This window comes from Blastococcus sp. SYSU DS0828 (assembly GCF_054050975.1).
This window is the reverse complement of the sequence record NZ_JBJHAK010000035.1, coordinates 1-14,709: the sequence shown is the minus strand read 5'-3', so window position 1 is coordinate 14,709 and position 14,709 is coordinate 1. Positions and strand designations below refer to the sequence as shown.

The window sequence follows — 14,709 nt, the reverse complement described above, 5'->3', positions numbered from 1 at the left end:
GCGCTGTGCACCGTGCACGGTGCACAAAGGCCGTGGCCAAGTTGGTGCGCGCAGGCCGTGGGCAGGCCGGGGGATCGTTCCTAGTGTCGGCGGTCACAGGATCTGCGTGGTGCGGATCACAGCGTGCGACCACCGAGGAGACGGCGACGCATGAGCTTCGGTTACCTGCCCTGGGCCCGGCCGGCATCCTCGGGTGACGCGCCCTGCGTCCGCGACGAGGTCGTCGCCCTGACCTACGCGGAGCTCGACGTCCGGGTCGCCGCGTTCGCCGGTCAGCTCGCGGAGCACGGGTTCGGTCGCGGCGACGTCCTCGCCGTCATGCTGCCCAACCGGGTCGAGCTCCTCGTGGCGCTCTACGCGGCGTGGCGGCTCGGCGGCGCCGCGACGCCGGTGAACCCGGTGTTCACGGCGAGCGAGGCGGACCACCAGATCGCCGACTCGGGCGCCACGCTCGTGGTGAACCTCGGGCCGGGTGCGCCGACGGCCGGCCTGCCGGCGATCGGTGTCGACGACATGCGGGTCGCCGGCTCCGGGGCGCAGCTCCCGCCGGTCGCCCTGGAAGGGCACGACCTGGCCCTGCTGATCTACACCAGCGGCTCCACCGGGCGCCCGAAGGGCGTCATGCTCGACCACGCCAACGTCGAGGCCATGTCGAGCACCATGGCCGACCATTTCTCCCTCACCGAGCGGGACCACTGCCTGCTGGTGCTCCCGCTCTTCCACGCCAACGCGCTCATGGTGAGCGCACTCGCGACGTTCCGGGCCGGCGGGCAGCTGAGCATCGTGGGCAGCTTCTCCGCGAGCCGCTTCTTCGAGCAGGTGGAGCGGCTGCGGCCGACGTACTTCTCCGCCGTCCCGACCATCTACGCGCTGCTGGCCTCGCTGCCCGACGACGTCCGCCCCGACACCTCGTCGCTGCGCTTCGTCGTCTGCGGCGCCGCTCCCGTGCCGGCGGAGCTCCTCGACCGCTGCGAGGAGCGGTTCGGGTTCCGGATGGTCGAGGGCTACGGGCTCACCGAGGGCACCTGCGCCTCGGCGTGCAACCCGGTCGACGGCGTGCGCAAGCTCGGGAGCGTCGGCCCCGCGCTGCCCGGCCAGCGCATCGAGATCCGGGGTGAGGACGGTGCCCCCGTGCCCACCGGTGCGATCGGCGAGGTCGTGATCGCGGGGCCCACCGTCATGCGGGGATACCTCGGCCGGCCCGAGGCGACGGCGGAGACGCTGGTCGACGGCTGGCTGCGCACCGGCGACGTGGGCCGGCTGGACGACGACGGCTACCTCACCATCGTCGACCGTGTGAAGGACATGATCATCCGCGGCGGGGAGAACATCTACCCCAAGGAGATCGAGGCCGTCCTCACCACCGTGCCCGGCGTCCTCGAGGCCGCGGTCGTGGGCCGACCCGACGCCGTCCTCGGGGAGTCGCCCGTGGCCTACGTGAGCCTCTACCCGGACGCCCGGGTCACCGAGGAGCACCTGCTCGAGCACTGCCGGCGCCACCTCACCCGGGTGAAGGTCCCGGAGCGGATCGAGATCGTCGACGGCCTGCCCAAGAACCCGGTGGGGAAGACCGACAAACCCGCCATCCGCCGGTCGTTGCAGCCCCAACCGGCCTGACCGACAGCTTTCCCGCGCCCCTCTGCACGTCCGCCAGCAGCGAGAGCACCCCTCTCGCTGATCACCCCTGCCCGTACGAAGGAGCAACCATGGGCTTCAAGACCGCAGACATGCCGCCGGTGGACCCGGCGCAGTTCGAATCGATGCCCTTCATGGAGCGCATGCGGATGCTCGCCACCCACTGGTGCGAGTACGGCTTCGGCGGCCCGAAGACCAACCACATGCTCTACGTCTACAAGCTCGCCTTCTACGTGTTCGGCGGGTTCGCGGTCGTCGGTCTGACGACGCCGGGACTGGGCTTCGGGGACCTCGGGGCGTGGTGGGGCGAGCCGATCGTCTACCAGAAGCTGATCATCTGGACGATCCTGTTCGAGATCACCGGGTGGGCGTCGTCCTCCGGCCCGCTGGCTTTCAAGTTCAAGCCGTTCATCGGCGGCTTCCTCTACTGGTCGAAGCGCGGCACGCTCCGGCTCCCCCCGTGGCCGGGCAAGGTCCCGTTCACCGCGGGTGACCACCGCACCGCTTTCGACGTGGGCCTGTACTTCTGCATCCTGGCCACGCTGGTGTTCCTGCTGATCGGCCCCGGGGTGCGCACCGACGCCCTGCCCGGCAGCGAGGCCGGCCTGCTGCCGCAGTGGGCGCTGCTGACCTTCGTGGCGCTCATCATCGTGATGGGGCTGCGCGACCGCGTCGTCTTCCTGGCGGCTCGCTCCGAGCAGTACATCGCGGTGCTCTTCTTCTTCGGCATCCTCGGCAACCACGTCGACATGATCATCGCGGCCAAGATCGCCATGGTCACCATCTGGATGGGCGCCGGCGTCTCGAAGTTCGGGCACCACTTCACCAACGTGGTCCCGCCGATGATGAGCAACACGCCCTGGCTGACGTCGCTGCGGTTCAAGCGGGCGCTGTACCGCGACTACCCGAACGACCTGCGGCCGTCCAAGGTCGCCTGGGCCTTCGCGCACATCGGCGGCACGGTCGTCGAGCTGGTGCTCCCGCTGGTCCTGCTGTTCTCGACCAACACCACGATCACCTGGCTCGCGATCGTCGGGATGATCGTGTTCCACATCTTCATCACCTCGACCTTCCCCCTGGCGGTGCCGCTGGAGTGGAACGTCTTCTTCATGTTCGCCACCGCGTGGCTGTTCGGCGGCTTCCCGGCCGGCGAGGGCTACGGCATCGGCGACATCAGCTCGCCGTGGCTGCTGCTGCCCATCGTCGCCGTGTTCGTGGCCTTCCCCATCCTGGGCAACCTGCGGCCGGACCTGGTCTCGTTCCTGCCGTCGATGCGGCAGTACGCCGGCAACTGGGCCTCGGCCACCTGGGCCTTCCGGGGCGACGAGGCCGAGGACAAGCTGAACCAGCACCTGGTGAAGTTCAACCCCAACCAGATCGACCAGCTCTCCGGTGCGTTCGGCAAGGAGATCGCGGAGATCTTCATGCAGAAGGCGGTGGCCTGGCGGACGATGCACAGCCAGGGCCGGGGCCTGCTGTCGCTGATGATGCGGCACCTGGACCGCATGGAGAACTACCGCATCCGGGAGGGTGAGTTCGTCTGCACCACGCTGGTCGGCTGGCAGTTCGGCGACGCCCACCTGCACAACGAGCAGACCGTCACGGCCGTGCAGAAGCGCTGCGGGTTCGAGCCGGGGGAGTGCATCGTCGTCTGGGTCGAGTCGCAGCCGATCCACCGCTCGACGCAGGAGTACAAGGTCATCGACGCGGCGCTGGGCGTGGTGGAGCGGGGCTACTGGAAGGTGAGCGACGCGGTCGCGGAGCAGCCCTGGCTGCCGAACGGCCCGATCGCGCACACGGTCACGTGGCGGAGCCCCGGCTACACCCCGGCCGGTGAGCACCCGCACCCCGTCGTCCGTGCCAGTGTGAGTGCATGACCGACGCCGTCGTGGTCGGCAGCGGGCCCAACGGGCTCGCTGCCGCCCTCACCCTCGCCGCCGCCGGCGTGCACGTCACGGTCCTGGAGGCCGCGGACACCATCGGGGGAGGGACCCGCAGCAGCGCCCTCACGCTGCCGGGTCTGGTCCACGACGAGTGCGCCGGCTTCCACCCGCTCGCCGTGGACACCCCGTTTTCCCGCGCGTTCGACCTCGGCGCGCAGGGGCTGACGTGGCGGTGGGCGGGCATCGAGTACTCCCACCCGCTGGACGGCGGCCGCGGCGCCGCCGTCCAGCGGTCGGTGGACGCGACCGCCGACCACCTGGGCGCCGACGCCGGCCGGTACCGCAGCCTCTTCGGCCCGCTGACGGAGCGCTTCGGCGACATCGCCGAGGACTTCCTGCAGCCGCTGCTGCACGTCCCGGCGCATCCCGTGAAGCTCGCGCGGTTCGGCGGCTACTCCCTGCTCCCGGCGGCGGTCCTCGCCCGGCGCTGGTCCACGGAGGAGGCGCGCGCCCTGTTCGCCGGCGTCGCGGCGCACGCCTTCCGGCCGTTGGGCTCCCCGGCGTCGTCGGCCATCGGCGTGGCCCTCGGCACCGCCGCGCACCGCTACGGCTGGCCGGTGGCCGAAGGAGGATCGGCGGCCATCAGCCGGGCGGTGTCCACCCTCCTCGCCCGGTACGGCGCGAAGGTGGAGACCGGGGTGACCGTCGGCTCGATGGCCGAGCTGGGGGAGCCGGACATCGTCATGCTCGACCTCGCGCCCCGTGCCGCGGCCCGGCTCGTCGGCGACCGGATGCCCCGGCGGGTCGCGCGCGCGCTGACCCGCTACCGGCACGGGCCGGGGTCGTTCAAGGTCGAGTTCGCCGTCCAGGGCGGCGTTCCGTGGGCCCATGAGGAGTCGCGGCGGGCCGGGACCGTCCACGTCGGGGGCACGTTCGAGGAGATCGCCGCGGCGGAGAGGGACATCACCCGCGGCCGCATGCCCGAGCGTCCCTTCGTCCTCGTCGGGCAGCAGTACGTCGCCGATCCGAGCCGCTCGGCCGGCGACGTCCACCCGCTGTACACCTACGCCCACGTGCCGGCCGGCTACACGGGGGACGCGACGCGGGCCATCGAGCAGCAGATCGAACGGTTCGCCCCCGGTTTCCGCGAGCGCGTGCTGGCCCGGCACGTGACCTCGGCCGCGGGGCTGGAGGCGCACAACGCCAACTACGTCGGAGGGGACGTCGTCACCGGCGCCAACGACCCGCTGCAGCTGGTCTTCCGCCCGCGGGTGGCGCTGGACCCCTACTCCCTCGGGGTCGACGGGGTCTACCTCTGCTCGGCGGCCACACCGCCCGGCGCCGGCGCCCACGGGCTGTGCGGGTACAACGCCGCCCGGTCGGCCCTGTCGCGGGTCGCACGCTGAGCGCGGGGCAGGACGGACGTGCACGGACGGGACGGCGGCAGGAGGCGGGGATGAGCGCGGCGGCGGGGCCAGGGCACGGGGCGCCGGGCCCCGAGGGCGGCGAGCGGGTGCTCGCCCTGGTGTCGCAGGCGGGCAGGCGGCTGGACCGCCGTCAGCCCCAGATCGCCCGGGACATGACCGAGCTCATCGCCCGGCACATCAGGAGTCTGGACGTGGACCCGCAGTTCATGGAGCTGCTCCGGGCCAGCGTGGACGCCAACACCAAGACGCTCACGCACATCCTGACCAACCACATCCCGATCGAGCACCTGATGCCCACGACGGCCGCGGTCGAGTACGCCCTGCGGCTGGCCCAGCGGGAGATCCCGGCCAACTCCCTCGTCCGCGCCTACAGCATCGGCAAGGACGACTTCATCGAGCAGATGTTCCCCGACGTCCAGGCGCTCGACTGCACGGCGGAGGAGAAGTTCGAGGTCCTGCACCACATGGCCACCGTGGTCGGGCGGTACATCGACTGGATCTCCCAGTACGTCTTCGAGGCATACGAGGCCGAACGCGAACGCTGGCTGAGCACGCAGGGGACCGTGCGCGCGGCGCTCATCCACGACGTGCTGGCCGGGCAGAAGGTCGCGCCCGGGCGCTTCGAGCGCGAGACCGGCTACCGCCTGACGGCGCACCACCTCGGGATGATCATCTGGTCCGTGGACGCGGCGCCGGCGCCGGACGAGCTCCGGTTGCTCACCTCCGTCGTGTCGAAGGTCGCGACGGGAGCCGGCTGCTCGGGGCCGCCCCTGGTGACGGCGGTCGACCGAGAGACCGCCTGGGCGTGGCTGCCCTTCGCGGTCCGGCCGGGGGAGGTGGACACCACTCAGATTTGCCGGCTCGTCGAGCAGGCGCGCACCTGCCGGGCCGCCCTGGGGCTCTCCGGGTCGGGTGTGGACGGCTTCCGGCGCACCCACGAACAGGCCCGGGCGGCCCGTCGGGTCGCCATGGCCTCGGGCGCCACCACGCCCGTCACGGGCTTCGGCGACGAAGGCGTTGCGATCACGTCGATGCTGGCCGGCGATCTCGACTCCGCGCGGGCGTGGATCCACGAGGTGCTCGGTCCGCTCGCGGTGGACAACGATGCGTCCCAGGTGCTGCGCGAGACGTTGCGGGTCTTCTACCTCACGGGGGAGAGCTACACCGAGACCGCAGAGATCATGCGGCTGCACCGCAACACGGTGAAGTACCGGGTGTCCCGAGCGCTGGAGCTGCGGCAGCCCGCAGCGCGGTCGCACCGGGTGGACCTGGCGGTGGCCCTGAACGCCTGCCACTTCCTGGGGTCCGCCGTGCTCGACGCCGGCGCCCGGGCCGACGCGCCGCCGGCCTGACGGGTCAGTTCACCGTCATCGGGACGGCGAACTGCTGCAGCGGCGCCGGGACCGCGCCGAGGGTCTGCAGCAGCGTCAGCTCCCGGCGCAGCAACCGGGACTCCGCGGCCAGGCGGCGGCGGGTCGCGGACTCCGCCAGCAGCGCCTGCCGGTCCTCGGTGGTCAGCAGCGCCGAGGAGGCGACCAGCCAGGACAGCGCGGTCGGGTCGTCGGACGCCGCCGCGAGCCGCACCGCGGCCTCCGCGCCGTCCCCGTGCGCGCCGGCGCCCAGCGCCGCCACCTCCGCGACGTACCGGGTGAAGAGGTCACCGACCCCGTGCGCGAGGAGGTCGAGCGATCCGCGGGCGACCGAGCTGGCGAGCTCGTCCGTGGGCGGGGCCAGCCCGGCGGAGTCGCCGGTGGCCACCTCGGCGTCCCCGGCGGCCTCCTCCGCGGCCTCCTCCTCGGCCAGCCACTCCACCTCCGCCTGCAGGTAGGGCGGGTCGTCGCCGACCACGACGTCGAGCAGCCGGAACCGCTCACCACCGACGGTCACGATGCGGAATCCGCCGTCGGACTGCGGTTGCACGCGCTGCAGCCGCGCGGTGCACCCGATGTCGTAGAGCGCCGCCGCGGGGGCCACCCGCTCGACCTCCCACCCTTGCCGGATCGCCACGACCCCGAAGAACCTGCGGTCGCCGAGCTCGGGCAGGTCCATCAGGTCGCGCATCAGGCGCCGGTAGCGGGGCTCGAAGATCTGCAGGGGCAGCACGACCCCGGGGAAGAGGGGCCGTCCCAGCGGGAACAGCGGGATCAGCTCACCCATCCGGGGAAGCGTACGGCCCCCCGGCCGCCTGCCCGTGTGGGCGCCCCGGGCCCGTCGCGGGGCGCTGGATACCCTGGGATCCGCGTCGTACCACCGATCCGACCCCGGAGGCCTCCCGTGCTGGCACGCATCGACCTGCGCGGACACGCGTTGCCCGGCGTCCGGGAGCTCACCGGGCTGCTGCCGCGCGCCGCCACCGACATCGACTCGGTGCTCGCCACCGTCCGCCCGCTCTGCGAGGACGTGCGCATCCGCGGCGCCCAGGCGGTGCGGGAGATCACCGCCCGCCTCGACGGCGTGGACGCCGAGGACTTCGCGGTGCCGCAGGAGGCGCTCGACCGCGCGCTCGCCGAGTGCGACCCGACGCTGCGGGAGGCCCTGGAGGAGGCCATCGCCCGGGTGCGGAAGGTGCACGGCGACCAGCGGCGCACCGACGTCACCACGGAGGTCGCGGCCGGCGGCACGGTCACCGAGCGCTGGCTCCCGGTCCGCCGCGTGGGGCTGTACGTGCCCGGCGGCCTGGCGCCGCTGCTGTCCAGCGTCGTGATGAACGTGGTCCCCGCGCAGATCGCCGGCGTCGAGTCGATCGCGGTGGCCTCCCCGCCGCAGCGGGACAACGGTGGCCTGCCCGACCCCGGGGTCCTGGCCGCCTGCGCGCTGCTGGGCGTCACCGAGGTCTACGCCGTCGGGGGTGCCCAGGCCATCGCCGTCTTCGGGTACGGCGCCGGCTCGTGCGAGCCGGTCGACATGGTCACCGGTCCCGGCAACGTCTACGTGACCGCCGCGAAGCGGCTGCTGCGCGGGCTGATCGGCATCGACTCCGAGGCGGGCCCCACCGAGGTCGCGATCCTCGCCGACGACACCGCCGACCCCGCCCACGTCGCCGCCGACCTGATCAGCCAGGCCGAGCACGACCCCCTGGCCGGCGCGGTGCTGGTGACCGACAGCGAGGAGCTGGCCGACGCCGTGCTGGCCCTGGTGCCCGGGCAGGTGGCCGCCACCAAGCACTCCGAGCGGATCACCACCGCGCTGGACGGCAGCCAGTCCGGCATCGTCCTGGTCGACGACCTGGACGCCGGGCTGCGGGTGGTCGACGCCTACGCCGCCGAGCACCTGGAGATTCAGACCCGCGACGCGCGTGCCGTCGCGATGCGGGTGCGGAACGCGGGCGCGATCTTCGTCGGCGCCTGGTCGCCGGTCTCCCTGGGCGACTACTGCGCCGGGTCCAACCACGTGCTGCCGACCGGCGGGTGCGCGCGGCACTCCAGCGGGTTGAGCGTGCAGTCGTTCCTGCGCGGCATCCACGTCGTCGAGTACGACGAGCAGGCGCTGGCCGACGTCGCCCGTCACATCGACGCCCTCGCCGGCGCCGAGGACCTCCCGGCGCACGCGGCCGCGGTGCGGGTTCGGCAGCGCCCGTGACGTCGCTCGAGGAGCTCCCGCTGCGGCCGGAGCTGCGCGGCCGCACGCCCTACGGCGCCCCGCAGCTGCCGGCCACCCACCGGCTCAACACCAACGAGAACCCGCACCCGCTGCCGGCCGAGCTGCTCGCCGACCTCGGCGAGGCGCTCGGGCGCGCGGCGCTGGAGCTCAACCGCTACCCCGACCGGGACGCCGTGGCGCTGCGGGCCGACCTCGCCGCCTACCTGTCCCGGACCGGCGGCCGGCCGCTGGAGCCGGCGCAGGTGTGGGCGGCCAACGGCTCCAACGAGGTGCTGCAGCAGATCCTGCAGGCGTTCGGGGGAGCGGGGCGCACTGCGCTCGGGTTCACGCCGTCGTACTCGATGCACCCGATCATCGCGGCCGGCACCGGCACGTCGTGGGTCGACGGGCACCGGGCCGCCGACTTCACGATCGACACAGAGGCCGCCGTGGCGCAGGTGCGCGACGTGCGGCCGGACGTCGTCTTCGTGACCAGCCCGAACAACCCCACCGGCACCGCGGTCGACCTGGACACGGTGGCCGCCCTCTACGACGCCACCGACGGTGTGCTCGTCGTCGACGAGGCGTACGCGGAGTTCGCGCGGACCGGTACCCCGTCGTCGCTCACCCTGCTCCCCGGCCGGCCCCGGCTGATCGTGAGCCGGACGATGAGCAAGGCCTTCGGCATGGCGGGGCTGCGGCTGGGCTACCTGGCCGCGGACCCGGCCGTCGTGGACGCCATCCAGCTGGTGCGGCTGCCCTACCACCTGAGCTCGCTCACCCAGGCCGCCGCCCGGGCCGCGCTGGCGCACACGGATGCCCTGCTGGCGACCGTCGACGCGGTCAAGGCGCAGCGCGACCGCATCGTGGCGGCGCTGCCGGGCCTGGGGCTCACGAGCGTGCCCAGCGACGCCAACTTCGTCCTCTTCGGGCACTTCGCCGACGCGCCCGCCGCCTGGCGGGCGCTGCTGGACCGGGGGGTGCTCGTGCGGGACGTCGGTCTCCCGGGATGGCTGCGGGTGACCGCCGGTACCGCCGAGGAGACCGACGCCTTCCTCACCGCCCTGGGTGAGGTCGCGCCGGCCCACCGCACGACTCTGGGAGACTGACGCCCATGACCCGCACCGCACGCGTCGAGCGCCAGACCAGCGAGACCAAGCTCGTGGTGGAGCTCGACCTCGACGGCACCGGCAGCAGCTCGGTCAGCACGGGCGTGGGCTTCTACGACCACATGCTCACCGCGCTGTCCAAGCACAGCGGCATCGACCTGACCGTGCGGGCCGACGGTGACCTGCACATCGACGCCCACCACACGGTGGAGGACGTCGCCATCGCGCTGGGGCAGGCGTTCGCCGAGGCGCTGGGCGACAAGCGGGGCATCACCCGCTACGGCGACGCCACCATCCCGATGGACGAGGTTCTCGCGCAGGCCGCGGTCGACCTCTCCGGCCGGCCGTACTTCGTGCACGCCGAGCCCGAGAACATGACGCCGATGATCGGGCCGGACTACCCGACCTCGCTGACCAAGCACGTGCTGGAGTCCTTCGCGTTCAACGCGCGGATCAGCCTGCACGTGCGGGTGCTGTACGCCGGGCGCGACGCGCACCACATCGTGGAGGCGCAGTTCAAGGCGCTGGCGCGGGCGCTGCGTGCGGCCGTCGCGATCGACCCGCGGGTCACCGACGTCCCCTCCACCAAGGGCGCCCTGTGATCCTGCGCGGCCGGCGGTGAGCTCGGGGCTGCCCCTCCTGCTGCTCGGCGGCTTCCTGCTCGGTGGCGCGTGGAGCATCTGGCGGGCGGACACCGCCGACGGCCGGCGCACCGGGCCGCAGGTCGCGTTCGCCGCCATCCTGCTGATCGCGGCCCTGCTGGCCAGCGCGGCGGGCATCCTGCGGCTCGTCTGAGCCGGCGCTGCCCGGGAACACATCGAGGGGCTCCGGCGCTGGTCGGTAGCGTGGCAGGCGTGAAGAAGGTGGCGGTCCTCGACTACGGCTCGGGCAACCTGCGGTCGGCCGAGCGTGCGCTGCAGCGGGTCGGGGCCGAGGTGACGGTAACCGACGACTTCCAGACGGCGCTGGACGCCGACGGGCTGGTCGTCCCCGGCGTGGGCGCGTTCGCCGCGTGCATGACCGGGCTGGACGCCGTCCAGGGGCGCCGGATCATCGGCCGCCGCCTCGCCGGTGGCCGTCCGGTGCTCGGCATCTGCGTCGGCATGCAGATCCTCTTCGAGCGCGGTGTCGAGCACGGCGTGGACGCCGAGGGCTGCGGCGAGTGGCCCGGCGTCGTCGAGCCGCTCGAGGCGCCGGTGCTGCCGCACATGGGCTGGAACACCGTCCAGGCGCCGCAGGACAGCGTGCTGTTCGCGGGGCTCGCGGACCAGCGCTTCTACTTCGTGCACTCCTACGGGGTGCGCACCTTCCCGCTGGGCCAGGACGGCGTGCCCTCGCCGCTGGCGCCGCCGTTGGTCACCTGGGCCGAGCACGGCGACCGGTTCGTCGCCGGTGTGGAGAACGCCGCGCTGTCGGCCACCCAGTTCCACCCCGAGAAGAGCGGCGACGCCGGCGCGCAGCTGCTCACCAACTGGCTCGGCACGCTGAACTGAGGCGCGCAGGTCAGCTGCGCAGGTAGCTGGCCCCGTTGACGTCGATGATCGTGCCGGTGGAGAAGCGGGCCTCCGGGGACGCCAGCCAGAGCACGGCCGCGGCGACCCCCTCCGGTCGCGCCACCCGCCCGTAGGGGGATTGCGCGCGGACGGCGTCGCCGCTGGGCCCGTCGAGGATCTCGCGCGCCATCTCGGTCTGCACGAACCCCGGGGCGACGCTGCCCACGCTGATCCCGTGCGGGGCCAGGGCCTGGGCCACCGACTGCCCGAAGGCGTTCAGGCCCGCCTTCGCCGCGCCGTAGGCCGGTGTGCCCGGCTCGCCGCGGAAGGCGCCCCGGCTGGTCACGTTCACCACGGCGCCGCCACCGGCCGCGACCAGGTGCGGCACCGCACGGAAGGTGGCGTGCATCGCGCCGACCAGGTTCACCTGCAGCGTGCGCGCCACGGCCGCCTGCCAGTCGGTCCAGGACGTCTCCAGCGGCGGGTGCGGCGTGTAGACGCCGGCGTTGTTGACGAGCACCTGCAGCCCGCCCAGCGCCGTCGCCGCGTCGTCGACCATCGCCCCGACCGCCTCGGCGTCGGCCACGTCCGCCTGCACGACGGTGTGCCCGGCCCCGGGCAGCTCGGCGGCGACCCGCTCGGCCGCCTCCCGGGAGCTGCCGGAGTGCACCGCCACCCGGTCCCCCCGGGCGGCGAAGGCGTGCGCGATCGCTCGCCCGATGCCGCGGGAGGCGCCGGTGACGAGGACGGCGCGGGATGCTGCGGCGCTGGTCATGGCAGCAGTCAACCAGCCGGCGACGGCGCGCCGCGGGCGGTGCTGCACGGCCGGGAGGCGCCCGCGCCCTAAGGTGCGCGGGTCGCCGTCCAAGGAGGTCGCGTGCCCGCCGAGCGTCCGTCCCGCCCCGGCCGGCTCGTCGGGCTGGCCGTCGTCGCGCTGCTGCTGGCGCTCACCGGCTGGACCGTGGCAGGGCTCCGGCCGCCGGACCCGCGCCCGGCCGGCGCCCCGGCCACGGAGTTCAGCGCGGCCCGGGCCTTCGCGCACGTCGAGCGCATCGCGGCCGAGCCGCACGTGGCGGGGAGCCCGGAGAGCGACGAGGTGGTCGACGGGCTCGTGCGCGCCCTGACCGACCTCGGTCTGGACACCCGCGTGCAGAACGCCGTCGGCGCCCGGGCCGGTGGCGCGGGGGAGGCCCGCATGGCGCGGGTGCGCAACGTGGTCGCCGTCCTGCCCGGGGCCGACCCCACCGGCCGGCTGTACCTGGTGGCGCACCACGACTCGGTGGAGCACGGGCCGGGGGCGGCCGACGACGCCGCCGGGGTGGCCGCGCTGCTGGAGTCCGTCCGGGCGCTGACCGAGGGCCCGCAGCTGCGCAACGACGTCGTCGCCGTCCTGACCGACGCCGAGGAGGCCTGCCTGTGCGGAGCCGAGGCGTTCGTCGCCTCGCACCCGCTGGCCGGCGGCGGGGTGGCGCTCAACCTGGAGGCCCGCGGCACCGGCGGCCCACCGATCATGTTCGAGACGTCGCTCGGGAACGCCGAGCTCGCGGCGGCGTTCGCCGACGCCGCCCCCCACCCGGTCGCCAGCAGCTTCGCCGTCGAGGTCTACCGGGCGCTGCCCAACGACACCGACTTCAGCGTGCTGCTCGAGGACGGCGGCTACACCGGCATGAACACCGCCTTCATCGACGGCGCCGCGGCCTACCACTCGCCGCAGGACACCCCCGAGCGGCTGGACCGCGGCAGCCTGCAGGCCCTCGGCGACAACACCCTGGCGCTGGCCCGGGAGCTGGGCGACCGGGACCTGGCCGTCCTCGCCGAGCCCGCCGCCGAGGACGCGACCTACTTCCCGCTCCCCGGGCTGCTGGTGCGCTACCCGGGCTCGCTGGTGTGGCCGCTGGCCGGTGCGGCGCTGGTCGCCGTCGCCGGCCTGACCTGGACGCTGCGCCGCCGGGGGATCAGCCCCCCGCGGCGCACCGCCGGGGCCGCCGCGCTGGCGCTCGTCCCGCTCGTGGCGGGGCCGCTGGCCGCGCAGGGGCTGTGGGAGGCGCTGGTCGTCCTCCGCCCCGGGTACGCCACGATGCTCGACCCCTGGCGGCCGGGCTGGTTCCGGCTGGCGGCCGTCGCGGTTGTGCTGGCCGTCGTCCTGATCTGGTACGCGCTGCTGCGCCGGCCGGTCGGCGCGGCCCCGCTGGCCGCGGGCGCGCTGCTCTGGCTCGCCGTGGTGGCGGCGGTGCTCGCCGCGGTGGCGCCGGGCGGCTCCTACCTCGCGGCCTGGCCGGCCCTGGTCGGTGCGCTCAGCGGCACCGTCGCCGTGCTCGCCCGCTCGCGCGCGGTGTGCGCCGTCGCCGCGTCGCTCACCGGCGCGACGGCGGTCCTCGTCCTCGCCCCGACCGCCGCGCTCTTCCTCCCCGCGCTCGGCATGTCGCAGGTGCTCGCGCCGTCGGTCGTCGTCGTGCTCGGCGCGCTGGCCCTGCTGCCGGCGCTGGAACTGCTGTTCCCCGACCCCGCCGCGCCGCCCCGGGCGCGCGACCGGCTGGCGGCGGCCGCCGTCCCGGCCGTCGCGCTGGGAGCCGCAGGGGCCTGCGTGGCCGCGGGGCTGGCGGTCGACCGCTTCGACGCCGACCACCCGGTGCCCAGCCGGCTGGCCTACGTGCTGGACACCGACCGGGACCGGGCGCGGTGGGTGACCACCGAGACGACGCCGGGCGAGTGGACCGGGCGGTTCGTCGACGGCCCCGGGACCCTGGGCGCGGACCTCCCGTACCTCGCCGGCCGCGATCTGCTCACCGGACCTGCCGAAACCGCCGACCTGCCGGCGCCGGAGGTCGTCGTCGTCTCCGACCAGGTCCTCGGCGAACGGCGGGAGATCACCGTCCGGGTCACGCCGCAGCGGGCGGGGGTCCGGCTGGTCCAGCTGGACCTCACCGCCGAGGGCGGCACCGTCGTCCGCGGCCGGTTCGGCGGCCGCGGCGTGCCCGACGCCGCGCTGGGGGAGTCGGGGCTGCGGATCACCTTCCACGCGCCGCCCCCCGACGGGCTGCAGGCCGCCTTCACGGTCGAGGGCGACGGGCCGGTGCGGTTGCGCGCCGCGGACGCCAGCGACGGGCTCACCGGTCTGCCGGGGTACGAGCCCCGGCCCGCGGGCGTGGACGTCGCCGGTACGCACGGTGCGGACCTGCTGGTCGTCACGGCGGTCACCGACCTGGGGTGACGGGCGCGGCCGGATGAGAGCTCTCTCATCCGGCTCTCACGACGCCGTCACCGGTGGAGCGCAGGCTCTGAGCCGTGCATCGTCGCCCGTTCGTCGCAGTGCTCGCCGGAGCGGTGGCCGTGCTGCTGGTAGCCGGTGCAGGCTGGGCGGTGCTGGGGCCCGCCGGTGGGGGGGGGGGGGGGGGGGGGGGGGGGGGGGGGGGGGGGGGGGGGGGGGGGGGGGGGGGGGGGGGGGGGGGGGGGGGGGGGGGGCGGGGGGGGGGCGGGGGGGGGGGGGGGGGGGGGGGGGGGGGGGGGGGGGGGGGGGGGGGGGGGGGGGGGGGGGGGGGGGGGGGGGGGGGGGGGGGGGGGGGGGGGGGGGGGGGGGGGGGGG

General features: G+C 74.5%; 12 protein-coding genes. 10 read left to right on the top strand and 2 right to left on the bottom strand.

Annotated elements, in window-relative coordinates; translation table 11 throughout:
• Positions 1–150: 150 nt before the first annotated feature.
• From ACI79Q_RS19650 to ACI79Q_RS19635, 4 genes are all read left to right on the top strand, one after another.
• The gene (locus ACI79Q_RS19650; protein WP_456613735.1) at positions 151–1,617 is read left to right on the top strand and encodes a class I adenylate-forming enzyme family protein; all 1,467 of its coding nucleotides are present in this window, start codon (positions 151–153) and stop codon (positions 1,615–1,617) included.
• Between the two features lie 89 nt (positions 1,618–1,706).
• Entirely contained in the window at positions 1,707–3,512 is a 1,806-nt protein-coding gene (locus tag ACI79Q_RS19645) for a DUF3556 domain-containing protein (RefSeq protein WP_456588732.1), read from the top strand.
• A complete protein-coding gene (locus tag ACI79Q_RS19640; RefSeq protein WP_456615214.1) occupies positions 3,509–4,924 on the top strand; it encodes a phytoene desaturase family protein in 1,416 nt (471 codons plus the stop codon). The genes ACI79Q_RS19645 and ACI79Q_RS19640 overlap by 4 nt, the downstream gene beginning before the upstream one ends.
• Positions 4,925–4,974: 50 nt before the next feature.
• Entirely contained in the window at positions 4,975–6,297 is a 1,323-nt protein-coding gene (locus tag ACI79Q_RS19635; RefSeq protein WP_456588730.1) for a PucR family transcriptional regulator, read from the top strand.
• Between the two features lie 4 nt (positions 6,298–6,301).
• Here the strand turns inward: ACI79Q_RS19635 and ACI79Q_RS19630 are convergent, their stop codons facing one another.
• Positions 6,302–7,102 carry an LON peptidase substrate-binding domain-containing protein gene (locus ACI79Q_RS19630; protein ID WP_456588729.1) on the bottom strand — a complete coding sequence of 267 codons (801 nt, stop codon included), beginning with the start codon at positions 7,100–7,102 and terminating at the stop codon, positions 6,302–6,304.
• A gap of 117 nt (positions 7,103–7,219) precedes the next feature.
• On the opposite strand from ACI79Q_RS19630, the gene hisD reads away from it, so the two are divergent.
• From hisD to hisH, 5 genes are read left to right on the top strand one after another with little or no spacing between them, the layout of a single operon-like run.
• Positions 7,220–8,524, top strand: a complete 1,305-nt coding sequence (gene hisD, locus ACI79Q_RS19625; protein WP_456588728.1) for a histidinol dehydrogenase — start codon at positions 7,220–7,222, stop codon at positions 8,522–8,524.
• On the top strand, positions 8,521–9,633 hold the full coding sequence (locus tag ACI79Q_RS19620) for a histidinol-phosphate transaminase (protein ID WP_456597284.1): 1,113 nt from the start codon (positions 8,521–8,523) through the stop codon (positions 9,631–9,633). The genes hisD and ACI79Q_RS19620 overlap by 4 nt, the downstream gene beginning before the upstream one ends.
• 5 nt (positions 9,634–9,638) lie before the next feature.
• Positions 9,639–10,235, top strand: coding sequence for an imidazoleglycerol-phosphate dehydratase HisB (gene hisB / locus ACI79Q_RS19615; protein ID WP_456615213.1), 597 nt, complete (start codon positions 9,639–9,641; stop codon positions 10,233–10,235).
• A 16-nt stretch (positions 10,236–10,251) separates the two neighbouring features.
• Positions 10,252–10,428: a hypothetical protein gene (locus ACI79Q_RS19610; protein ID WP_456588725.1), complete on the top strand. Its 177-nt coding sequence runs from the start codon at positions 10,252–10,254 to the stop codon at positions 10,426–10,428.
• 59 nt (positions 10,429–10,487) lie between these two features.
• Complete coding sequence (hisH, locus tag ACI79Q_RS19605) at positions 10,488–11,126, top strand: imidazole glycerol phosphate synthase subunit HisH (protein WP_456613738.1); 639 nt, start codon at positions 10,488–10,490, stop codon at positions 11,124–11,126.
• 10 nt (positions 11,127–11,136) lie between these two features.
• Here hisH and ACI79Q_RS19600 read toward each other — a convergent pair whose 3' ends face one another.
• Positions 11,137–11,901, bottom strand: a complete 765-nt coding sequence (locus ACI79Q_RS19600) for an SDR family NAD(P)-dependent oxidoreductase (protein ID WP_456615212.1) — start codon at positions 11,899–11,901, stop codon at positions 11,137–11,139.
• A gap of 102 nt (positions 11,902–12,003) precedes the next feature.
• On the opposite strand from ACI79Q_RS19600, the gene ACI79Q_RS19595 reads away from it, so the two are divergent.
• Positions 12,004–14,337: a M20/M25/M40 family metallo-hydrolase gene (locus tag ACI79Q_RS19595; RefSeq protein WP_456615211.1), complete on the top strand. Its 2,334-nt coding sequence runs from the start codon at positions 12,004–12,006 to the stop codon at positions 14,335–14,337.
• The last annotated feature ends 372 nt before the right edge of the window (positions 14,338–14,709 follow it).